Raw genomic sequence first — 23,798 nt, forward strand, 5'->3', positions numbered from 1 at the left:
CCCTATGTTAAAAAAGTACAGACTAATACTAAATACCTACTATAAGAAAGCGGTTACATAAAAGGGTTCCCATGCTATATTTACAGTGTATTAGGAATTTATTTCCGAAAGGGGTCTTATTTATGGGGAGAAAATTAAAGGCACTTGGATTACTTGCGACGGCTGTTCTAACGCTTGGAATTGTAGGTTGTAGCAGCGAAGGAGCCTCCGGAGGCGGAGGAGGAGATTTGGACGTCGGTATCGTCTTACCAACAAAGGACGAACCAAGATGGGTCCAAGATGAAACAAGATTTAAAGACGCATTGGCTGATTCTGACTATACAACTGAAATCTTATTCAGCCAAGGGTCTTCCGCTAAAGAGAAAGAAAATGTTGAAACGCTCATTAGTAAGGGAATGGACGTCCTCATCATTGCTCCTCATGACGGCACAGCTGCTGGTTCTGCTGTTGAAGCTGCGAAAGACGAAGGCATCACCGTCATTTCTTACGACCGTTTAATTACAGATACAGAAGCAATTGACTACTACGTCACCTTCGACAGTGTCGCAGTTGGGGAAGCACAAGGACAATACTTAGTTGATAACGCAGATGGTACAGGCGTACCGCTATATCTGTATGCAGGAGCTGCATCAGATAACAACGCCTTCCTTTTCTTTGAAGGTGCATGGAATGTTCTTCAGCCAAAGATTGCAGATGGTACATTTGTCATCGCAAACTCTAGTGAAGCAGAAGCATTAAAGGATAAAGCTGACCTAAGCCGTGAAGAGCTTGGAAGCATCCTTGGCCAGGTAACGACGAACTGGGACCCAAGTGAAGCGAAGAACAAAGCTGAAACACACCTTACTTCAGCTGGTTCTGACTTGAAAGGAGACGTCTCCATTCTAGCTCCTAACGATGGTACAGCACGTTCCATTGCTGACGTATTTGCTACAGATGGCGCCATCTCTGACTACACCATCACAGGTCAGGATGCTGAGAAAGCCTCCATCCAATACATTATTGACGGCAAGCAGTCTATGACCGTATTTAAAGACGTTCGCACCCTTGTTACAGATGCGATGGGCATGGCCGTAGACGTATTAGATGGCAATACACCTGAAACGACAGCTACGTATGACAACGGCAGCATGGAAGTAGAAGCGAAGCAAACAGACGTCATCGTCGTCGACCAGGATAACGTGAAAGCGGAGTTAATTGATTCCGGATACTATGAAGCAAGCGAATTTAGTGGACTAGAATAACCACTTGCTTTTCTAGAGTAATCGCTAATCAGTTTCTACGCTGATGCGATTACTCTCTATTTAAATAAAGAGCAAGTACGGGGAGGTATAGCAGTGAGCGATTATATTCTAGAGATGAAGAACATATCGAAGGAGTTCACCGGTGTCAAAGCGCTCTCAAACGTTAATTTCAAAGTGGAACGAGGCGAAATCCATTGTCTCGTTGGGGAGAACGGAGCAGGGAAGTCAACGCTTATGAAAGTATTAAGTGGCGTGTATCCCTATGGAGAATACGAGGGTGACATTGTATTCGACGGCAACGTTCAGCAGTTTAACAAGATTAGTGACAGTGTTGAGACAGGCATCGTGATTATCTATCAAGAGCTTGCCCTCTTCCCAGATCTATCTGTCTATGAAAATATCTTTATCGGGAACGAACTGCAACGGAAAGGGGTGCTGGACTGGAACGAAGCGATTGTGAAATCAAAGGAACTCCTTAACAAAGTGAACCTACACATCAACCCGGAGATTCTTATCAAAGAGTTGGGAGTAGGGAAACAGCAACTCGTTGAGATTGCGAAGGCACTAAGTAAGAAAGTTAAACTTCTCATTCTTGATGAACCAACAGCAGCCTTGAACGACAAAGACAGTGAAAACCTATTAGATTTGCTGAGAGAGCTTAAGAAACAAGGTATTACCTCTATTATGATATCCCACAAATTGAACGAAGTGATTTCGATTGCCGATAAAGCGACGGTACTCCGAGATGGGCAAACCATTACTACGCTTGATGCTTCTAATAATGAGATTAATGAAAATGAGATTATTAAGAACATGGTTGGACGAGAGATTGAAGACATCTACCCGAAACGAAACATCCCAGCAACTGGAGATGTGCTACTTGAATTAACCGACTGGACGGCCTATGACTCGCGCATTGGCAGGAACGTAGCGGAGAACGTGAACTTAAAGATTAATTACGGTGAAATTGTTGGCATTGCGGGATTGATGGGCGCCGGACGCACGGAGCTCGCCCTTAGTATCTTCGGAAATTCCGAGAACTACAAAACCTCTGGACACATCACCATCGACAACCAACCTGTAACGTTAAAGCATACGAGCGATGCCATTAAAGCTGGCATTGCGTACGTAACAGAGGACCGAAAAGGAGACGGTCTCTTCCTCCTACAAGATATTAAACAGAACATCTCCATTTCAAATTTAAAAGAACTTGCAAATTACGGCGTCGTCAATGAGAACGAAGAAATTAAAGTAGCCGAGGACTATAGACAATCGTTAGGGATCAAGACACCTTCCATCCAGCAAACTGTTGGAAACTTAAGCGGCGGAAATCAGCAAAAAGTTTCGATTGGCAAGTGGCTTTACGTAGGACCTAAGCTTCTCATTCTTGATGAACCGACTCGCGGGATTGATGTAGGCGCGAAACTCGAAATTTATACGGTTATGAACAAGCTGATTGAGAGCGGGATGAGTATTTTGATGATCTCCTCTGAGCTCGGTGAAGTGCTCGGCATGAGTGACCGGGTCTACGTCATGGCCAAGGGAGAAATAAAAGGAGAACTATCAACGAAAGAAGCAAGCCAAGAGAAAATTATGGAACTTGCGACACAATAGGAAGGAGTGTAGACATGAACTTACTGAAAGAAGCAAGGTTATTAATTAAACATAATATTCGTGATTACGGCATGTACATCGCTTTACTTGTCATTATGCTCATCTTCACTATATTAACGGACGGGTTATTCTTATCGTCTAGGAACATTAGCAACCTCATCGATTCTTCTGGGTACATTGCCGTACTCGCTGTTGGGGTCATGCTGGTCATCGTTATTCGCCATATAGACCTATCCATCGGATTCTTGGCCGGATTCTTAGGTGCCATAGCCGCCATCTTGTTAGTGAACGTTGGCCTCCCGGTTTATCTCGTGATTCCGATCATTCTCATTCTTGGGTTGTTCGCAGGTTCCATTACCGGCTTTCTTGTTGCCGTTGTTGGCATCCCCGCATTTGTGGCAACACTAGCTGGCTGGCTCATCTACCGTGGCGCTTTGCTATTAGCGACAGAGAAGACTGGAACCATCATCGTGAACAACGATTCTTTCAACGCTATTGGGAACGGCTATATACCAGCAATTGCAACTGTAGGAGGGCTACATCTTCTTTCCCTCTTACTTGGTGCTGCAGCCATACTCTATTACATCTACACTGCAATTAAGAACCGTAGAAGTAAAGTGACTTACGGGTTTGACGTCGTCTCTCCTCCATTGTTTATTATCCAGCTCGTACTAGCCTCTAGTTTCATCGGCTTCGTAACGTGGATCTTAGCTGGCTACAATGGATTCTCCTGGACGCTTATCATCATTTTACTCGTCCTTATTGTGTATCACTTTATTACGACGAAAACTGTGCTCGGACGCCACATCTATGCAGTCGGAAGTAATCCAGAAGCGGCCCACCTGTCCGGCATTAACGTCAGTAAGATTACGTTCATCGTCTTTGGCTCTATGGGGATGCTCTCCGCCCTATCTGGAATTCTCTTCACATCTAGATTACAATCTGCGACCACAACGGCTGGAACCTTATTTGAGCTCGATGCGATTGCTGCCGCTTTCGTAGGAGGCGTTTCAGCTGCAGGAGGTGTTGGTAAAGTAACTGGTGCCGTCATTGGTGCTGTCGTTATGGCCACACTCGTAAATGGTATGAACCTCCTCGGGGTTGGCATTGCGATGCAATATATTATCCGTGGTGGTGTGCTTGCTCTTGCGGTAATCTTCGATGTCATGACAAGAAGACAGCGAGCGTAAGTTTGCTCTGTAGAAGGCTCAGCTCAGAAGCTGAGTCTTTTTTGATTAATTTTTATTAAATGAGAAAGAATAGAGATAAATGAAAAATGAAAGAAGGTGTAGAGAAGTACGAAACGAGGCATTCTGACCACCCAACAAACTCATCAGTTGACAAAAATAAGCATTTTCAGTTTTACTGAAAGTACATCGAAGAAGGAATCCCCATTGACATCAAATATGAATGTTATATAATAACACATAGTAGATTATAATTATTATAGATTACTAACTAAAATAATCTATAGTAAAACTATTAGGAGGAATTTAATCATGTCTCTAATCGGTAAAGAAGTACAACCATTCAACGCACAAGCATTTCGCAATGGCGAATTCGTAGAAGTATCAGAAGAAAACTTCAAAGGTAAATGGAGCGTAGTCATGTTCTACCCAGCAGACTTCTCTTTCGTATGCCCGACTGAACTTGAAGACCTTCAAGACCAATACGAAACTCTACAACAACTAGGTGCAGAAGTTTATTCTGTTTCTACAGATACTCACTTCGTACACAAAGGTTGGCATGACAGTTCCGAGAAAATCAACAAAATTACGTATACAATGATTGGTGACCCAAGCCAAACAATCTCCCGTAACTTCGACGTTCTAAACGAAGAATCTGGCCTAGCAGATCGCGGAACATTCATCATCGACCCAGATGGCGTAATCCAAACAGTAGAAATCACTGCTGACGGAATCGGCCGTGACGCTAGTCAGCTAGTAAGCAAAATTAAAGCAGCACAATACGTGCGCAACAACCCAGGCGAAGTTTGCCCTGCAAAATGGGAAGAAGGTTCTGAAACCCTTACACCAAGCCTAGATCTAGTAGGTAAAATCTAAGGAGTGAACAACACATGCTTGAAGCCGATATTAAAGCTCAATTAAACCAGTATCTACAACTATTAGAGAGCGATATCGTGCTAAAGGTTAGTTCAGGTTCAGATAAAGTATCAACAGACATGCTAGCTCTTGTAGAAGAGCTAGCTTCTATGTCTTCAAAGATATCTGTTGAACAAACAGAATTATCTAGAACGCCTAGCTTTAGCGTGAATCGCGTTGGGGAAGACACTGGCGTTACATTTGCAGGAATCCCCCTTGGACACGAATTCACTTCACTTGTACTTGCACTACTTCAAGTGAGCGGACGTGCTCCTAAAGTAGACCAAAGTGTCATCGACCAAGTGAAAGCCATTAAAGGTGAATTTCACTTCGAGACGTATGTCAGCCTAAGCTGCCATAACTGTCCAGAAGTAGTACAAGCCGTTAACATGATGAGCGTCTTAAACCCGAATATCACCCACACTATGATTGATGGCGCTGCCTTTAAAGAAGAGGTAGAACAAAAGAACATCATGGCAGTCCCTTCCCTACACCTCAATGGTGAGTTCTTAGGCGGAGGACGCATGACAGTTGAAGAAATCATGGGTAAAATCGTAGAAGGCCCTTCTGCAGATGAATTTACAGAGAAAGAACCATACGACGTTCTTGTTGTAGGTGGTGGCCCAGCTGGTGCCAGCGCAGCCATCTACGCTGCTCGTAAAGGAATCCGTACAGGAATCGTAGCTGAACGCTTCGGCGGTCAAGTGCTTGATACGATGAGTATTGAGAACTTCATCAGTGTTTCCCGTACAGAAGGACCTAAGCTTGTTGCGAGTCTTGAAGAACACGTGAAAGACTACGAGATTGACGTGATGAACCTTCAACGCGCTCAAAAGCTTGAGAAGAAAGACATGTTCGAACTTGAACTAGAGAACGGTGGCGTTCTTAAGAGTAAGAGTCTCATTATTTCAACTGGTGCTCGTTGGCGCCAAGTGAACGTTCCAGGCGAAGAAGAGTTCAAGAACAAAGGTGTCGCGTATTGCCCACACTGTGACGGTCCACTATTCGAAGGCAAAGACGTTGCTGTAATCGGTGGCGGTAACTCTGGAATCGAAGCAGCAATTGACTTAGCCGGAATCGTGAAGCACGTTACGGTACTTGAATTCGCTTCTGAATTGAAAGCGGACCAAGTTCTACAAGAACGCGTGAACAGCCTACCAAACGTAACGATTCACACAAATGCTCAAACAACTGAAATCACAGGAGATGAGAACGTAAACGGTATTACGTACATCGACCGTGAATCAGGCGCTGAGAACCATGTTGAGCTTCAAGGGGTATTCGTTCAAATCGGTCTTCTTCCTAACACAGAATGGTTAGGCAATGCCATTGAACGCAACCAAATCGGTGAAGTTGTCATCGATAAGCACAACGCAACAAGTGTTCCAGGCGCATTTGGTGCTGGTGACTGTACAGACGGTCCACACAACCAAATCATTATCTCTATGGGATCTGGTGCGAACGCTGCTCTAAGCGCATTTGATTACTTGATCCGTAACTAATAGAAAAAAAGTCGCTATCTTCTTTGATGAAGATAGCGACTTTTGTATGAAAGACTCTTGAGTTACATCTTTATTTTCACTTAGCGCTCTTTTCAGCTGCAAGCTGTTTCTTCAAGGAAGCTAATTCTTGCTCTAGGGTTTCTAACTGGCGTTCCATAGAAGTTGTATTTCCACCGGCGGACTCCATCTTCTCCAAATCGCCTTGAATACGAGCATAATCCGATTTAATGACACTCAATTGTTCGTTAAGTTCGCGTTCGTTCATTTTCCCATCCCCTTTGTTAAGAATCACACAACTTTACTAACACTCATCTATCAATAGCCAAGTCTTTGGTGGTGTAGGATGATGACGACCTGTGCGAGTCGTCCCCTTGCACTTTTCTTTAGATACTATTATTGTATATAATGGTTGAAATCTAGTCTAACTAGAAGTAGGATAAATCATTTTCACTTTTTAATTTTGGGAACAAGTTTCTCTTAAGGAAAGGGTTCAGATATACTATGAAAGAAAATTTTTGGCATGAGTTGCCGAAACCGTTCTTCGTTCTGGCTCCTATGGAAGCCGTAACGGACGTCGTGTTTCGACATGTCGTAAGCGAAGCAGCTAGACCAGACGTGTTCTTCACAGAGTTTACGAATACAGAGAGCTACTGTCATCCGAAAGGGAAAGACAGCCTACGTGGACGCTTAACGTTCACAGAAGACGAACAGCCAATTGTTGCCCATATTTGGGGAGATAAGCCTGAATACTTCCGACAAATGAGTATCGGAATGGCAGAAATGGGCTATCGTGGTGTCGATATCAACATGGGATGTCCTGCCCCTAACGTTGCTACGAAAGGGAAAGGGTGCGGTCTTATCCGCCGTCCTGACGTTGCAGCAGAGATCATCCAGGCGGCGAAAGCCGGAGGACTACCTGTAAGTGTTAAAACCCGCCTAGGCTACACAGAAGTAGACGAATGGCACGACTGGTTGAGACACCTACTAGAACAGGACATTGTGAACCTGTCCATCCACCTTCGTACGAAGAAGGAAATGAGTAACGTAGATGCTCACTGGGAGCTTATTCCTGAGATCAAGAAACTTCGTGATGAAGTCGCTCCTCATACGCTCCTAACGATTAACGGAGACATCCCTGACCGTCAGAAGGGACTTGAGCTCGTTGAGAAATATGGCGTAGACGGCGTCATGATTGGACGTGGAATCTTCCACAATCCATTCGCCTTTGAAACGGAGAAGAAAGAGCACACAAGCCAAGAGTTGCTCGACCTCCTACGTCTACAACTAGACCTACACGATAAATACTCAAGAGAACTAGAACCACGCCTATTCAAACCACTACGTCGCTTCTTTAAGATCTACGTACGTGGCTTCCGAGGAGCAGGTGAACTAAGAAATCGACTAATGGAAACACAATCGACTGATGAAGTTCGCGCATTGCTCGATGAATTCACTGAAGCTGGTGGGATTAAGGAAGAGGAAGGATTCACAATTTCTTAAATTAGTTCCTATACGAAAGAGGAGAGCCCCTAAGCTCTCCTCTTTCTCATTTAGATACATTCTTATACCTCTTAGAGTAAAGAAATTCGGTTAGAGGAAGGGTGACGAGGATCAACCCCACCGTAACAAGTAAGGGGTAGTTCTCACTATCTGAGAAGAAATATAAAATCGTTATGGAAGACATCATAATTATGTAGTAGCTCATCCTCGAACTCTTCGCTTTGATTTGCTTATCAAACTCATTTTCTTCCTCATTCTCATAAATCTTTCCCCATGTAACATACTTCAGAATGAAATGGAGAAAGAAGAACGAGAAGAATAAGAACTTCCCATCAAACTCCTGTGAGTTGAACCATTTATCGACCACTATGGATAGAGATGCTACGAATCCAATGACAAAACTGATAAGACCTATAAATCGCTTCGTCTTTTTACTTAGCTTCATGGAATGCTTCCTCACTCTGTTCATTAGGATTTACTTGTAATTATTCTTCGGCCCTTCATCCATTATCACTTCTACCATATTGGAAGAACCCATCTTAAGTTTCGGTCGGAACTCCGAATTTGGTAGGCTATAAAGCTCTAATGGACTTATGATTACTCCATCATCCGTGTTATGAAGAATACCAGGTACACACGTATAAATTCGGTCATTGTTATTCGCGTTATCAGAAGAAACCGTAACAGACGTTCCATTATGGTTATCAATGCTCATCGACACGCGGTACCTATAGAAGGAGCCTGTTCCATTCGACTGTGCCGAATAAACGACTGGAACCACTGCCAGAATGTCACTTGTTAATCTTAATTTGATTACTTCTTTCTTACCAGACCAGAAACTTCTACCGACATCACCCATATGCTCCACTGCACCGTTCCCATAACGGCTTAGTGGGGGTACGTCTTCTGCACCAAACATCGCTACATCGACCTGCCTACCGTCCTTCGTATAGACCAATGCATAGATATCGTAATCTGTCCCAGTCTTCCAAGAAACTGTAGCCGTAATCTCTGGTGTTTTATCAATGATGACTGGCTTTTGACCTTTGGCGAGGCTGACCTTTCCTTTCACTTTCTCTAAGTTAACGGGTGACTTATGTTCCTTGTTCTCCGTTACAGGTTTCGATTTCTCTGCCGGTTTAGGAGCGGCTACAGGTGCAGCAGAGCCTTTCTGGTCTTCAGCCTTTACCTCTACGCCATATAACTGACATAACCCCTCAAGACCAGAATTGAATCCACGCCAGACTGACCTCGCCTTTGTCTGGCCATTTCTTAAGTAAAGTTCCAGCACGACAATTCCATTCTCATCTTGAAAGCTATTCGGAACAAGCTGAATCGTAGCATTATTGGTACCAATCTCAGCCTTTAAATTCCTTACATTCGAGAAGCCCGCACCATGATCTTCCGTTAAGGTAATTGCAATCTTGCTAATCCCTTCAGGAACCCTATTCATGTCAAACTCCATACTATGTACAACTCTACCTCCCGCTTCTTGTGTGGCCAGTAGGGAAGCAACACCTGAAGAGCTCTTAGGTTGATTATAGAAGATGATCCCACTATCCCCTTGAACCTTACCCGAATCCGTTAAGAGGAAAGCGGTTAAAGAAACATCGATTGCTGCCGATTGATCGTAGCTAACCGTAACCTTCCCACTTGGAGAACTTAAAGGCGCATTTGCCCCCATTTGAAGCGTTTGACTCATGAATACCACTCCTTATTGAATATGCGATTCTTTGATGTTCTTAATGAATCCTATCTAATCTTGTGAATATTAGTATGCAGTTTCTTATGTAAGAATCTATCAAACTACCTGGTATATCATAACAAATATTCCCATGAACGTGTATATAAAAAGGGACAACGTATTAAAACCTATACTGAAGTATTAAAGAGGATAGGAGTACGTTTTTGAATTGGAAGAAGACTGGTCATAGCAACAACTTCGTGAACAGTTCTGTATTAAGAACGGTGCACAATTTGCAAGTTGGATAGAGAAAGACAAGACAATGGATTCTTTGGAAGACCACCTTTGAAAGTGGAATAACAAACATCTTGTCCACCATCAATTAATCTTAGAAACCATTACAAGCGCCTTATCACTTTCTGTAAATCTACATAAAGTGATAAGAAACTGTAATTAACGGAGGGTTGGTATATGTATTGGGAAGAACCCATCAAAAAAAAACCTATTTGCAAAGATACTGTTCAATACAATGTAGCAAAAATCATTAAAAGCGGAAATTCCAAAAATAAAATTAATGTATTCCCACATTCTGTTTCGGAATCTAAGTCAGCTGTCAAAGCTGACACAGAGCAAGAACAAGAGCAGGCAATTATAGAAGAAGAGGGATAGTGAAATCTACACCCTAGTGAGGAGGAGTTTCAGTTGACACAAAAAAATGAGAAAGAAAAAAAATGTGAGAATCTCGCCATTATCCAAGATAGTGGGAATTCAAATAACTGCATCAACATTTATTCAAATTCAAAGGCCAATGTTAAATCTGCAGTAAAGGCAGAAGCTGAGCAAGAACAGGAACAAGAGATTGACTTCTAAAAGAGGGGGATATTTGGATGAATGAAGAAAAAGACTACCCTCATGAAGAGAAGAGCCGACGAAAGGATGAAGAAACGTACACCTCCCAATCTAAAATTCACAGCAGCGGAAACTCACAAGTCGACCTCCATATTTCAATTGATATAGATGTGAAACCTATAGCATTTGCTATGCTTTATTCACTGTTAGCAATGAAAGAAGTCACAGCTGAAGAATTTGAAGAGGCGATTAAGAGAATGCAGGAACTATAAGCTATATAGAGGAGAGATTATAGGTGTGTAATACTATTGGCATACTTGGTGGGATGGGACCTTACGCAACCGTGGACATATTTAAGAAGATTGTAACGAACACAGACGCACGCAATGACCAAGAGCACCTTAAAATAATTATTTATAACAATCCCACTATCCCACCACGTATACTTGATTCCACAACGATTAACACCCCCTTACCAGAATTAATTGAATCTGCGCAAATATTGGAAAGAGCTGGCGCAAGCTTTATTGTTATGCCTTGCCATACGGCGCATATATGGTACGAGCAAATTAAGAATGCGATTAAGATTCCAATCTACAGCTTGATTCATGAAACGACAGCTCGCATCAAAGAAAGCTATCGAAATGCTCCGAATAAATCCTTGCTCCTACTGGCCACTCAACACACCTTATATTCCGGACTCTATCAAGACGCATTCAGTGACTCGGAATTCAAATTAATCATTCCGAACGCACATGAACAGGAATTGGTAGATAAAACGATAGCTAGAGTCAAAAAAGGACAGCTGAATAAGGAAACAGTGCTTGAACTTAATGACATGATTAACTCTTTTTACGCTCAAGGGGTTTCTATGTTAATGGGCTGTTGCACGGAAATCCCTTTAATGTATCCCTTCTTCAAAACAGAGATCACATTACTTGACCCAACCCTCTTGTTCGCAAAGTTCGCGATACAAGAGGCTTTATCCACTACAGAAGAATCGGAGGAAATGGTATTGCCGACTAAGCTTAAGCATGACAACGGAGGTGACAGAGAGTGAATCCTTTACGATTAGACATCCCCACGATAGCTATTACAGGAAGCTCTGGGAAAACGTCTACCAGAGAAATGCTGACTTCTATACTTGATTTGAAATGGAACGTATTAAGGAACACCGGAAATAAAAATCTTCCTGTGCACACAAAGAGAATTGCAGAGAGCTACAATTCCACCATTGATGCCATTGTATTGGAGCTAGGAATGGGTAAGCCAGGCGCCGGCAAAAAACACTGTAGTGAACTACAACCTAATATTTCAGTCATTACAAACATCGGTACAGCTCATTACGGTAATTTAGGCAATAGTTTGCAAGGGACCGCCACCAATAAATCTGCTTTAATTAAATTCATGAAGCCAGACGGACTGTTACTGTTGAATGGTGATGACCAGAACTCATTACTGCTTGATACGAGCACCTTTAAAGGACAGATTGTGAAAGTTGGAACAAAATCAAATGCTGATTACCGAGCCAGTCACATTCGGTATGTCCCAAATGGAATGAAGTTCAATGTAGAGCTAGATGAAAAACGCGAGGAACTATTTCTCCCCACATATGGACACCACAATATTGAGAACGCCTTATTTGCAATTGCCATCGCTCATCTATCTGGTTTCTCTGCTACTGAGATACGAACAGGTTTAGAGAATTATAAAGTACCGATTAAGAGATTAAACACATACCAGTTAAAGCATCATTCTCTCTTAATTGATGATACAGTTAACGCTAATCCTCATTCTATGCATGCCGCCCTTGATGTACAACAGGAATTGGCTAAGGGGCATAAGCGGATAGCGGTGTTTGGAAGCATGCTTGAATTAGGTGATTACTCTTTAGAAAGTCATCTAGAAGTTGGGGAATCGGTTATGCATAAAGGGGTGGACGTCCTTCTCACCTACGGACGCGCTGCTAAATCTATTGTAGAAGGTTCTATTCGTGCAGGGTTTCCTCCCGAACATGCGTTGCACTTTAAAGACCGGGAAGACTTGCACAGAGAATTGAGAAAGAGAATGGAGGCAAACACAGTAGTGCTTGTAAAGGGTTCAAGCGCCATGAATATGCATAAAACCGTGCAGTTTATTAAAGATCGCTACATTCACACCATTTCTATACACCCCACAGTCGATACGAACACACTACAAATAAGCTCAGCGACACTTGAGCACCTCAACCTTGAGCAACAACAAGTCATTCTTCACTTCGGTCAACTAGAAAAGACGCTAGAGGTAGTTATCAACGATGAATTGAAGCTAGGAGAAATCTTTATCCCTCAAACTCTATCTAAAGTAGTGACAATTCCACAACTTCCTTATGACTATTATTGGAGCGGCAACCACCTCCACCTAGGGCCGGTGATTGGAATGATTGTGTACCAAAGGTATATCGACGACCCTTCCCAACAGCTTCTCCGCTTCGCAAACTACAAGGCGCTTAACGGGCTTATTTATTTCTTCTTCCCAGATTCACTAAATAAGGATAAGCGAACAATTTCCGGATACTACTTCAATCCAGAAACCAACTCGTTTGAATGGAGTACCTTCCCATTCCCTAATTCAATCTTTAATCGCATCCCGTTAAGACTTTCAAGATACAAGTATTTGCAAGAACAACTAGGAGATACACTATTTAATTATCCTTATGGCAATACTGACAAGCTTGAATTCTGGAATATGATGCATAAGCAGCCTCGCATTAAGCACCATTTGCCACTGACTAAGAAATATACATCTGTAGATAGCGTATTGAAAGCACTAAAAAAATGCAATGCCGTCTATCTTAAACCAGCTTCAATGTCCGGTGGAAATGGAATCTTCCATGTTAAACATCTAGAAGAGGGATACCTATGGACAGATATCGAAGGGAACCGCACAAAAATAACATCGAAAGAGCAATTTGAGAGAATTCTTCGTAAAGAACTAGTTAAGAAGAAGACCTATATTATTCAAAAGGAAATTGCTACCTTTAACAAGGAAGGGTATAAGATTGATTTTCGTCTTTATATCCAGAAGGATTATACAATGAAGTGGAGATTCTCTGGAATTGAAACGAAAGTCGGTCACAAAGAAAGCGTAATCGCCAATTCTAAGAAACGACATGCCATTATCCCGGGAGAAGAAGCACTCCAACGTTACTACGGTTTAACCCGTGAAGAGGCAGTAAAGAAGATTGATGAAATCACGTCGACCTGTATAGGGATGATCAAACTCATGGAACGAAAAGGGCATAAGCTAGGAGATGCCTGTTTCGACCTCGTAGCTGATCATGATTGTCATTTCTTTGTCTTAGAACCCCAGATTAACTACGCCGCAGAAATCAAACAATTCAGAGATAAAGGCGAACGAGAGGTTCTGCCCGCTATCCTTCCAACTCCGCTTGAATACGCCAAGGCATTAGCAGGATTTTAAATAAGTTGTGCTGCTGATTTCACTTAAAGTTACGTATGCTAAACGAACCTAGCAAGGGATGAGATTCCTTACTAGGTTCGTTTATTTTGCCTCTATTTATGATACGGTTCACCGTAACGTTAAATAGGGTAAAATAAAAAAAGCAGGTATTATATTACCCGCTAACAACATTGATAGAATTTGACACTTCATTTATATATTCCCCGTTACTGGTCTCAATTTTGAAAATATGCTCACCAATATTATGAAATTCAATCTCAAAAGAATACTTGAAATATCTATCCTCTAAACTATTCAATAGAGAGTTCCTAAGATAATAATCATATCTTCCAGCATACAATACACTATTGAGGGGTTGATTATTTATATATATACTACATTCTTTATCAAGAGTTAATTTTACCTCAGGGTGACTTGCAAGATTAACTGTGGAGTTAGTGTAAATATCAACACTAACTCTTCTGTTTTTGAGTATTTTCCCACCATTATTTTTAGGATAAAAAGAACATTGAATTGCTGAGTGTTGATTGTTAGTATCTTTTCTGATTAAAAAAGCACTCATCTTAGCTCGTTCTATATTTAATTCAGAATCTTTATCTTGTATTTTGTTAATCGACACTTGTATTATTACTGCATAGAAAATCAAGGCACATATCCAAAAAACATACAGGAAGTTATTCAGATTTCCACCCAGTATTGACCCAAGTATAATTAAAGAACTCGTAACAAGAATATTAATTATTGTTGTGAATCGCATTAGCAATTTCCTTTGTGAACTTTATCAAGTACTCTTCATCACTGTTATCCACTGAAATTTTACCTTTTCTATATATTGAAACAAACTGATCCTCCACAAGTAATGTTACACGATCTAAGGTATAATTCTCCGCTATTTCGTTAAACTCTTTACCACTTACAGAGTTCAGAAAATAATCAACCTCGTTTTCGTCAACATACTCTAACCTTTTAATAAATCCATTAAGGTAACTGAAGAGCTTGACAAAGTCATTATTATTTAATGTTTTTAACTTTATTGCTACACCAGCTTTTGTTTCAACATGTTTCACCAAATCTTCTCTATATTGATCAATAGTCTCCTCTAATAGAAAATATTCATTATCAATAAAGAAGAAGCAATTTATAAATTGTCTAAAAGGTAAATTCATTTGATTTCCAACCCTTTTAGTTCCAACCTGATATACATCTTCAATATTATAAACAATATGAAACATACCTGTTTCAATTTCATTGAAATGAAACAGGTTTATATCATCATCGTTATTTTTAAAGAAACTCATCTTATTACTTGATAGCCTCTTTAGTTTTTTGGGTTTATCAACTTGATATAAGGAGAAATTCACTTTTATACCTCCTCTTTTAGCCCCTTCAATATACCGAGTAAGTATAGTATAAACTCTTCAGTCGGCGACCCACCTAATTCATCCTCATCAATAACAATACGGTGCCCTTGCGAATATAGCTTTACAGTAACGGTATTCGGAGCTCCAGGTGCATTGTATGGGATTTCAAATGTTATGTGAGACATTTTTCCATGCTCTCTATAGTCTTCATCAACCTGAGAAGGAAACTGATCATCTGCAGGATCTATTTCGTATGAGACTCTCCTTGTGCTATCGCCATATCTTTCTATTTTATCCAGTTTAGCAGCAGTCCAATCAAACCTTCCTTGAATCTTTCTTAACAATTCATTATCAAGACGAAAGATCGTTGCCTCAAATCCCATCTCTTCAATTAGAGATTTCACTTTGCTTTTTGTACCCTCTTCACTTGCAAAATCAAATTTAATAATGAAATCACTTTTTTGAGTTATCATCATGAAGGATTTACTATAGTAATGGTGTTGAATTCTCTGAGTAGTGAAATTATCATTTATCATTCTGGCTTCGTTATAGTAACCTAAACTGCCTTGGGAAGCGCAAAAGCTTTCAACAACTTGTTGGTCGTTTCTTATTTGAAAATTAGGACTTATAAAACCTTCGCCGTTAATCCCGCCTTGGCCATCAATAGGTGCCCTATTTTCAACCATTCGATTCCTCAATATATCTAAATCCAACTGCCCGTCTTCTGAAAAAAATAAATCTAATTGTTCAGCTGTATTCAGTGTAAAAAAATTAAAAATGGCCATAAGTTCCTCCCCACATTGTAAACAATTTGTTTTTCTTCTTTAATTCAAGTATGTCGGTAATATCTGAATTGTCAAGAATTATCTTACTGTTTTCATAATGGTTCAACAAAGCAGTAAGATAAACATTAACACAACTGTTAGAATTCAGTTATTTAGGGCACTAAAGCTCTTTAACTATATCTTCATCTAATATTTCTTTTCTGGACTCCCAGTCAGGCATCAAAGCATACAACATCTCATAGAATTTATTACTATGATCATTATATTTAAAATGGATAAGCTCATGTAAAATAACATAATCTATACAAGTCTTTGGTGCCTTAATCAATTCAGAATTTATTTGTATGATATCTGAATCAACTAATGCAGAGCCCCAACGAGCCTTCATCGAACGTATTTGTAACATAGGCTTCCCAATTTCATACTTACTAATCTTGGAATGAACCTTTTCCAAAGATTCATGAAATATCCTATCTGCACGTTTTTTGTACCACTCATCAATAAGGCGCTTTTTTTTAACTACATCATTAGGGTTTTGAACATATAAATGGATAAATCCCCTAAAATACTTAACGCCCTCATCACTTTTTTCATCCACTTGCTTCACACGCAATCGATACTGTTTGCCAAGATATTTGTAAGACTCACCGCTCACATATTCGCGTTCACTTTTTCTTTCTGGTTGCACTTTAGCAAATTCCCTTACGTGCTTTAAAATCCACGGTGCTTTTTTTTTAACCAGACCTTCTATAAAATCGAGTGGAACTCTTTCATTTGCAGATACTATTACAGACATATCTGGCTTAATGTTTAAGTTGACATTTTTAACATTCTTCCGTTCAACTTCAAAAACAATTCTTTTATTACCATATTCAATTTGGTGTATACTCATGTTTGTCAGCACCTTAATAACGTCGTAATGCTACAGTTTTAATTTGTTCAATTAACTTATCAATTTGATCAAAATCTAGTTCAATACCCTGTTTGTCAGCAAACTCATACACTAAATCATCTAATGCTTGTTCAATGCGATTATGAACATCAGTATTATCATGCCAGTCAACTTTAGTGTGCTCACGTATAATCCCATCCATATCTAAGGCCAATTCACCAACAAGATCATAAGAAGTTTTTTTCTCATTTATTTCATTAAATGTATCTTTAGTTACACCATAAAAGGCCTGAGCATTACCATTACCTTTTATATTAGATGGATAATTATCTTCAGAAGCACCTTGACGATATTCTTCTTTCATTTTGTTCATTCTTTGCCAGTATTCTGCTTCGTTGATTCGCTTTTCTTTATACTCGTCTAAAGCTTGCTGAATACGTTCCGAAAACTTCTTATAATACGCAGGGTTCTCTTCATATTTTTCATTAATACTTTTTGTTAAGCGAGTACGAATTGCATCAGCTTTCGCACGTTTGGAGCCTAGACGATCCATTTCTTCTTCAAAACGATCACGATCCAAGATATCAACTGGATTTGTAATCTGCATCATATCCTCTGAAGAAATGTACTGATCCATTAATTTTTGCATCTTTGCTTCATATTCTTTATGATCAATCGTATCAGAATATCGCAACTTAACACTTTTCCTTAATTCCTGGAAGAACTTTAAGTCACGTTTGTATTTATTTAGTTCCTCTTGTCCTATTGAATTATAGATTTGTTCAGACTCAAGGGCGATAGCTACATTACGACCGAACTTACTCAATACATCATAGAAGTCATCTCGTAGCTTTTTATCTTCTAATAAAACCTCATATTCTTCTGTGTCTTTTTTGTTTTTAATTGGTGAAAATATTTGCCATAGGTCAGAATGATGCTGGCGTATCTTTCCAACAATTTCAACAACATCATGAATAGCACCTTTTAAATCATTTGGATCAAAATTTTCTAATCCAGAACCGCTATACATTTCCATTGCATCATCCAACTTCTCTAACAAACCTCGGTAATCAATTATGACACCATAGTCTTTGCCTTCATATAAACGATTTACACGAGCAATAGCTTGAAGTAAGGTATGCTCTTTCATAGGTTTATCAATATAAAGAACAGATGCTTTTGGTGCGTCAAAACCAGTTAACAGTTTATCGACTACAATCAGTATATCGATATCATCTCCATTAACAAATTCATCTTTAATTGCATCTTCATATTTATCCGCATCACCATAACGATCCATCATTCGCTTCCAAAATTGCTGTATCTTATCTTTAGAAGCAACATCAACCGCTTCATGTCCTTCTCTTTGGTCTGGTGGAGAAACTACAACAGCACAGTTTAAGTCTTCCAATTCTTCAAATGCTTCCAAATAACGGATTGCTTCTATTTTACTGTTCGTTGCTAGCATCGCCTTAAAGTTAGAGCCTTGTGTTTTATAGTTATCCAAGAAGTGATTATTAATATCAAATGCAATGGTTTTTAATCGTTGATCTGAAGATGCAATTCGTTCAAACTTACTCCATTTCTTCATTACTTGATCTTTTTGCTCATCATTTAGATGGCGTGTAATCATTTCTAATCGATTATCAATTGCTTTTTGATTTACTGTCTGTTCAACCATTCTCCCTTCATACAATAAAGGTAAAATAGCCTTATCAGCTACACCGTCTGCAATAGTATATTGGTGAATCAGTTTTCCGAACCGAATCATTGTATTCTTCTCTTTTTTCATTAAAGGTGTACCGGTAAATCCAAGGTAAGAAGCATTTGGAAATACTTTCTTCATCTTGATGTTCAGTTCTCCATATTGTGTACGGTGACTTTCATCAACTAAAATAAAAATATCCTTTGATTCTATCGGATCTTGTTTTTTTGATGCTGTGTCAAACTTGTGCACTAGAGTTGTGACAACATCAGCATTATTATCATTAATTAGATTGATAAGGTGCTTACCTGTGGATGCCCGACTCGCTTTAAGTCTTGAATGATTAAACGTTTTATGAATTTGTTTATCTAACTCAACTCTATCCGTTACGACAACAACCTTTGGACTATATTCCCAAAGTTCAGATAAAATATATTTAGCTAACATGACCATTGTAAGTGATTTCCCGGAACCTTGTGTATGCCAAATAACACCTGATTGGCGATTTCCATTTTCGTCACGTTGTTCAATAGTTTTTATGATCTCTTTTATAGCAAAAAATTGTTGGTAACGTGCTACCTTCTTAACATCTTTATCAAACAATAGAAAGTAACGTGTAGTATCTAATAAACGTTCTGGATGAAATAGAGATATTATATTTTTGTCTTGTACTGTAGGTATCCGATCCGAAACAACCTGATTTAATTGATTTTGTAACCAGTTAACATCTTGCTCTTTCCACACAGACCAAAACTTCTTTGGTGTATTACAAGTAGCATATTTCGTTTCATTTTTATTCGTTGACATAACCAACTGAACAAACTTAAACAAATGCGGCGCATAGTCTTTACCTTGATTACGAATCATTTGGCTAATACCTTGTTCCATTGAAATGGATGCCCGCTTACACTCAATTACAGCAAAGGGGATACCATTTACAAATAAAACAATGTCAGGGCGAATAGTATCTTTGCCATCTTGTCTTTCAACGGAAAACTCCTCAACTATGTGAAACACATTTTTATTAATATTCTCCCAATCAATGTATTGAATCGAAAATGATTTTCTTGATCCATCCGATAGATTTTCTGTGTAACTTCTACCCAGCATTATAGATTCATAAATTTTTTCATTAGTTTTTACTAGTCCATCTGTTAAGGATTCGTCTAAATCACGGATAGCTTGCTGTATATTCCCTTCACTAAAAGAATGTGTAATACCTTTATATTCATAATCATTAAGCTCCCGTAATTTTTGTTCTAAGACATCTTTTAATAATACATTATAAAGGTTTCCCCTCATGCGTTCCGCTTCTTCTGAAGGAAGTTGATTATAGCCTAGCCCCTTTAGAACCTTAACTGCAGGAGTTTGACTTATTGTCATTTCATCATAACGATTACTTTGCACTTTCCCACCTCCGCTGTAATAAAAGAAAATCAGGTAAAAGATGTCATACCTTTACCCGAATCTTTCCTGTTAGTAATAATTGAACTAGACCGTTTTTTTGTTTTTTTAACTGGTCAATATTTTGTAAAAGTAACTCAATATTCTCATCTATTTTAGAAAGAATTTCTGCAATTGCTACTTGTTCATCATAAGGGGGTAACTTAACTTTGAAGTTTTCAAAAGTTTTTTTATTAATTATTGCTGTTGCACTTCTGCCTGCAAATGACTCCAACCGTTTTGTATCCTTTTCCAATTTATAATATAAGAACTCGTTAGAATGGTGCTCGCTAGGAAAAACAGCATTTATCTGCTGGTTGCAACTGCCATCATTTCTAATAATAGCATTTTTCCCTATACTTGCTATGCATGTTACTAATAGGCTTCCTTTTGGAACGTAACGACCTTTCTCTAGTCCTTTTTGTGTTAAATATCTTTCGCCTTTTGTTACATATTTAGAGTCACTTATATCAGTAGGCGTTATCCAAGGATAATGTCCTCCTTCGTAATATTCTTTATTTTTTGTACTCGGTGTGTTACCTGTTACCACTTTACTTAGTTCTTTTATCTTAAATTCTTTCCAATCACCATGAAAACCTGGTAATCGAACTTCAGAAGTAAGTAACTTTTGGATCAAACCTCTTTTTTGCTCCTTTCTCTGATCAACTAGCTGTTCTTTTAATTCAATGGCCTTATCCCAAGTTGAGAGTATATCTGCTATTTTTTTTTGTTCTTCGATTGCTGGGACTGGTACAACTGTTTCTCTAACCTGCTTCAAACTTATTTGAGGATATGCTAAACCTGTCTTAATTAAGTTATAATATCTACGTATTTCTTTTCTATTTAACCAATGATAAATAAATTTCGGATGAACTTTTTGATTTTCAATTGAAATTTTTGCGAGATGTTGGTTTATGTTCGCCTCTTCAATATCCTCAGGGATAATAGCTACTCGACCAAGATCTCCAGTAATTGACATAACAATGTCACCTGAATTAATTTTGGATCTTTTCAGGTAATTATGTGCTTCCTCTGATATATAATTATATTCTCCGTACCTGAATTTCCCATTTTTAACACAGTCACTCTTAAATAGAAATATACCATGTTCTACCCATGGGAAACCGTATGTTGTTGGGGTAGCACCCTTAGTAATAAGTGTAGCAATGTCTTTAAGGTAGATAGTATCCCACTCTTTTGGAATTTGACCTATCATTTTTATAGTTTTAAATTGCATTATTAACACCTACAATCCAAGATTCTTTAAATATTGTTCCATTTGCTGTTCTACGCCTTGAAGTTCCGACTTAATATCACTAATATTTTTCTTTACATCTTCCATGTTGATGGATTCTTCTTCTTCAAACGTATCAACATAACGTGGAATATTAAGGTTATAGTCGTTATCCTTGATTTCACTCATTGTTGCCAGATATGAATACTTATCAATTGTTTCATAATTTAGGTACGTTTCAACTATTTTTTCAATATCCCGTTCCCGTAATTTATTCTGGTTCTTACCTTTTTCATAGTTGCCTTCTCCAGATGCATCAATGAATAATACATTGTCTCGCTTACGATTCTTTTGGAATACCATAATACAAGCTGGAATTCCTGTTCCAAAGAATAACCCTTCAGGCACTCCTATTACAGCATCTAATAGGTTCATTTCTATTATCTGTTTTCGTATTTTCCCTTCGCTGGATCCTCTAAATAGAACACCATGAGGTAATATTGTCGCCATCCGACCTTCTTCAGCCAATGAATGTAACATGTGCTGAACAAAAGCATAGTCTCCTTTAGAGCTTGGAGGAACTCCCCAATCAAAACGACGATAAGGGTCTAAAGAAGCATCCATTTTGAATTTTTTATCATTTGTTGTATCATCAGCAAAACCCATTGCCCACTTATCCAAAGAGAATGGAGGATTAGCCACAATTCTCTGGAATTTCATTAATTTATCATCTTCTAAATGAAGAGGATTAGCTAATGTATCTCCCCACTCTAACTTAGCATCATCGATACCATGTAAGTACATGTTCATTATTGCTAAGGAATGTGTCTGACCATTACGTTCTTGACCATATATTTGCACCTTTTTATTTGGTACTTGATTAGCAACTTTAATTAATAATGAACCAGATCCGCATGTTGGATCGTAGATTCGGTCATTTTCTTCAGGTTTCACTAGGCGTGCTAGTAATTCAGAAACCATAGAAGGTGTAAAGAATTCTCCACCTTTTTTACCTGCGTCACTTGCAAAACGTTCAATCATATATTGATAGGAATCTCCAATTACATCTTCACTACCAACAACAGATGGTTTTAATGTTAATCTATTAAAATCCTCTAATACGGAACGTAACATAGAGTTACGGTCTTTTGCCTTTCCTAACACTGACTCAGAGTTAAAGTCAATGTTACGGAATACACCTCGTAACTTGCCAGTGTTCTCATTTTCTAATTTCTCTAATGCCTTATTAATAATTTCACCGATTTCTGGATCATTACGTTTACTATATAAGAAATCAAAGGTTGCATCTTCTTCTAATACAAAACGTTCACGAGATAAAGCGCGTTGTATTCGTCGCTCATCTCCATCATATCTTTTTGTGTACTCTTCCAAGTGCTCTTTATAAGCATCACTAATATACTTCATGAACAACATGGTCAGTATGTAATCCTTATAAATACTTGAATCTATTTTTCCTCTAAACGTATCTGCCGCTTGCCACAAAACTGCATTAATATCTTGTTGTGTTACTTTCTCACTCATTAAAATTCCTCCCATTATCCTTGTAATATTTGTTGAGAAACACCTTTAAACCAATCCTCTTTTTCCATGATTAACTTCTGATAAAGTCTTTTTTCTTTACGATGAAGACTTAACATCTTAATCAATGCTTCTTGATTATCCAGTGATAGCATTTTTATAGAAATAGTTTTTAACACATTTTTGTTCGTGCTAAGAATCCGTGTACCTGATTGTGACTTTGCTAACTCCCGCTTAATAGAATCCCTGTTTAAATACCAAGCAATATATCCAGGCAACACTTGAGCATTTTTCACTTTAATTAATACAAAATTAGATGGAACCAAGAGATTAGCCTGGTCTTTACTTATGTAAACAGCAGTATTTGGATCAGATAACCGCATCACAATATCGCCTTCTTCAGTAAAATAACGTGGACTTAGTTCGTCATTACTGTGAAACACATCAAAGGGGTGATCGTTAAATGTTCCGTCTTCTTCAATATTTCTTAATGTTAATAAGCGATATGTAGCTTTTACTTTAAAATCCACTTCCGCTTTTTTCCTTGTTAGAACTAAACCAGTCTTGATCTCTGCAATATCCTCAAGTTTCATTTTACACCCACTTCCATTTTGTTATATTCAATATTTAACAAGTGTTATATATAACTTATAACATATTTTTTTATGTGTCAAACGTTGATTTTAGCCGATATGACTAAAAAATAATATACAAATTCTCTGAGTACCTGCATGTATATATGAAAAGGGGTACCCATCCGTTTCATGCCCCACCCCTCTATATAAGACCGTCATTTATCCATTAGCGATAGATGATGGTCTTTTTTGTATTTACAGAGACGACTTGCGTGGTGAGAGGAGCGCATTTGAAAGGAGGTGATGTAAA

The 23,798-nt window shown here is 38.8% G+C and carries 22 protein-coding genes; 11 read left to right on the top strand and 11 right to left on the bottom strand.

All coding sequences use genetic code 11. The features are described from left to right. Window positions 1-122: 122 nt before the first annotated feature. From H513_RS0101880 to ahpF, 5 genes are all read left to right on the top strand, one after another. The gene (locus H513_RS0101880) at window positions 123-1,241 is read left to right on the top strand and encodes a sugar ABC transporter substrate-binding protein (protein ID WP_026799180.1); all 1,119 of its coding nucleotides are present in this window, start codon (window positions 123-125) and stop codon (window positions 1,239-1,241) included. A 93-nt stretch (window positions 1,242-1,334) separates the two neighbouring features. Further along, window positions 1,335-2,855, top strand: a complete 1,521-nt coding sequence (locus tag H513_RS0101885) for a sugar ABC transporter ATP-binding protein (protein WP_026799181.1) — start codon at window positions 1,335-1,337, stop codon at window positions 2,853-2,855. A gap of 14 nt (window positions 2,856-2,869) precedes the next feature. Then, a complete protein-coding gene (locus H513_RS0101890; RefSeq protein WP_026799182.1) occupies window positions 2,870-4,045 on the top strand; it encodes a sugar ABC transporter permease in 1,176 nt (391 codons plus the stop codon). A gap of 309 nt (window positions 4,046-4,354) precedes the next feature. Further along, a complete protein-coding gene (gene ahpC / locus H513_RS0101895) occupies window positions 4,355-4,918 on the top strand; it encodes an alkyl hydroperoxide reductase subunit C (RefSeq protein WP_026799183.1) in 564 nt (187 codons plus the stop codon). Between the two features lie 14 nt (window positions 4,919-4,932). Then, complete coding sequence (gene ahpF, locus H513_RS0101900) at window positions 4,933-6,459, top strand: alkyl hydroperoxide reductase subunit F (protein ID WP_026799184.1); 1,527 nt, start codon at window positions 4,933-4,935, stop codon at window positions 6,457-6,459. A 76-nt stretch (window positions 6,460-6,535) separates the two neighbouring features. On the opposite strand, the gene H513_RS0101905 is transcribed toward ahpF, so the two are convergent. After that, window positions 6,536-6,724, bottom strand: coding sequence for an SE1832 family protein (locus H513_RS0101905; RefSeq protein WP_026799185.1), 189 nt, complete (start codon window positions 6,722-6,724; stop codon window positions 6,536-6,538). A 236-nt stretch (window positions 6,725-6,960) separates the two neighbouring features. On the opposite strand from H513_RS0101905, the gene H513_RS0101910 reads away from it, so the two are divergent. After that, window positions 6,961-7,959, top strand: coding sequence for a tRNA dihydrouridine synthase (locus H513_RS0101910; RefSeq protein WP_026799186.1), 999 nt, complete (start codon window positions 6,961-6,963; stop codon window positions 7,957-7,959). Window positions 7,960-8,005: 46 nt separating this feature from the next. Here H513_RS0101910 and H513_RS0101915 read toward each other — a convergent pair whose 3' ends face one another. Next, on the bottom strand, window positions 8,006-8,404 hold the full coding sequence (locus H513_RS0101915) for a hypothetical protein (protein WP_026799187.1): 399 nt from the start codon (window positions 8,402-8,404) through the stop codon (window positions 8,006-8,008). A gap of 30 nt (window positions 8,405-8,434) precedes the next feature. Beyond that, on the bottom strand, window positions 8,435-9,661 hold the full coding sequence (locus tag H513_RS0101920; RefSeq protein ID WP_026799188.1) for a TerD family protein: 1,227 nt from the start codon (window positions 9,659-9,661) through the stop codon (window positions 8,435-8,437). A gap of 453 nt (window positions 9,662-10,114) precedes the next feature. On the opposite strand from H513_RS0101920, the gene H513_RS0101925 reads away from it, so the two are divergent. The 5 genes from H513_RS0101925 to H513_RS20785 are packed head-to-tail and all read left to right on the top strand — an operon-like array spanning window position 10,115 to window position 13,954. Next, window positions 10,115-10,312, top strand: a complete 198-nt coding sequence (locus tag H513_RS0101925) for a hypothetical protein (RefSeq protein ID WP_026799189.1) — start codon at window positions 10,115-10,117, stop codon at window positions 10,310-10,312. A 33-nt stretch (window positions 10,313-10,345) separates the two neighbouring features. After that, entirely contained in the window at window positions 10,346-10,513 is a 168-nt protein-coding gene (locus H513_RS21425) for a hypothetical protein (RefSeq protein ID WP_154655158.1), read from the top strand. Between the two features lie 17 nt (window positions 10,514-10,530). Further along, window positions 10,531-10,764, top strand: a complete 234-nt coding sequence (locus H513_RS19435; RefSeq protein WP_051239577.1) for a hypothetical protein — start codon at window positions 10,531-10,533, stop codon at window positions 10,762-10,764. Between the two features lie 23 nt (window positions 10,765-10,787). Then, the gene (cuyB, locus tag H513_RS19440) at window positions 10,788-11,552 is read left to right on the top strand and encodes a cysteate racemase (protein ID WP_154655159.1); all 765 of its coding nucleotides are present in this window, start codon (window positions 10,788-10,790) and stop codon (window positions 11,550-11,552) included. Next, the gene (locus H513_RS20785; RefSeq protein WP_051239579.1) at window positions 11,549-13,954 is read left to right on the top strand and encodes a YheC/YheD family protein; all 2,406 of its coding nucleotides are present in this window, start codon (window positions 11,549-11,551) and stop codon (window positions 13,952-13,954) included. The genes cuyB and H513_RS20785 overlap by 4 nt, the downstream gene beginning before the upstream one ends. 154 nt (window positions 13,955-14,108) lie before the next feature. Here H513_RS20785 and H513_RS0101955 read toward each other — a convergent pair whose 3' ends face one another. From H513_RS0101955 to H513_RS0101990, 8 genes are all read right to left on the bottom strand, one after another. Beyond that, on the bottom strand, window positions 14,109-14,573 hold the full coding sequence (locus tag H513_RS0101955) for a hypothetical protein (RefSeq protein ID WP_156111424.1): 465 nt from the start codon (window positions 14,571-14,573) through the stop codon (window positions 14,109-14,111). Window positions 14,574-14,688: 115 nt separating this feature from the next. Beyond that, entirely contained in the window at window positions 14,689-15,315 is a 627-nt protein-coding gene (locus H513_RS0101960) for a hypothetical protein (RefSeq protein ID WP_026799191.1), read from the bottom strand. Between the two features lie 2 nt (window positions 15,316-15,317). Next, entirely contained in the window at window positions 15,318-16,100 is a 783-nt protein-coding gene (locus H513_RS0101965; protein ID WP_026799192.1) for a hypothetical protein, read from the bottom strand. A gap of 160 nt (window positions 16,101-16,260) precedes the next feature. Next, complete coding sequence (locus H513_RS0101970; RefSeq protein WP_026799193.1) at window positions 16,261-16,992, bottom strand: M48 family metallopeptidase; 732 nt, start codon at window positions 16,990-16,992, stop codon at window positions 16,261-16,263. A gap of 13 nt (window positions 16,993-17,005) precedes the next feature. Beyond that, on the bottom strand, window positions 17,006-20,080 hold the full coding sequence (locus H513_RS0101975; RefSeq protein ID WP_026799194.1) for a type I restriction endonuclease subunit R: 3,075 nt from the start codon (window positions 20,078-20,080) through the stop codon (window positions 17,006-17,008). Window positions 20,081-20,147: 67 nt separating this feature from the next. Next, window positions 20,148-21,377 (bottom strand): restriction endonuclease subunit S, encoded by a 1,230-nt coding sequence (locus H513_RS20790; RefSeq protein ID WP_051239581.1) that lies wholly within the window; start codon window positions 21,375-21,377, stop codon window positions 20,148-20,150. A 9-nt stretch (window positions 21,378-21,386) separates the two neighbouring features. Further along, window positions 21,387-22,916 (bottom strand): type I restriction-modification system subunit M, encoded by a 1,530-nt coding sequence (locus H513_RS0101985; RefSeq protein WP_026799195.1) that lies wholly within the window; start codon window positions 22,914-22,916, stop codon window positions 21,387-21,389. Window positions 22,917-22,930: 14 nt separating this feature from the next. Then, entirely contained in the window at window positions 22,931-23,506 is a 576-nt protein-coding gene (locus tag H513_RS0101990) for a restriction endonuclease subunit S (RefSeq protein ID WP_026799196.1), read from the bottom strand. Between the last annotated feature and the right edge of the window lie 292 nt (window positions 23,507-23,798).

The organism is Pontibacillus halophilus JSM 076056 = DSM 19796 (genome assembly GCF_000425205.1).
GTDB lineage: Bacteria > Bacillota > Bacilli > Bacillales > BH030062 > Pontibacillus_A > Pontibacillus_A halophilus.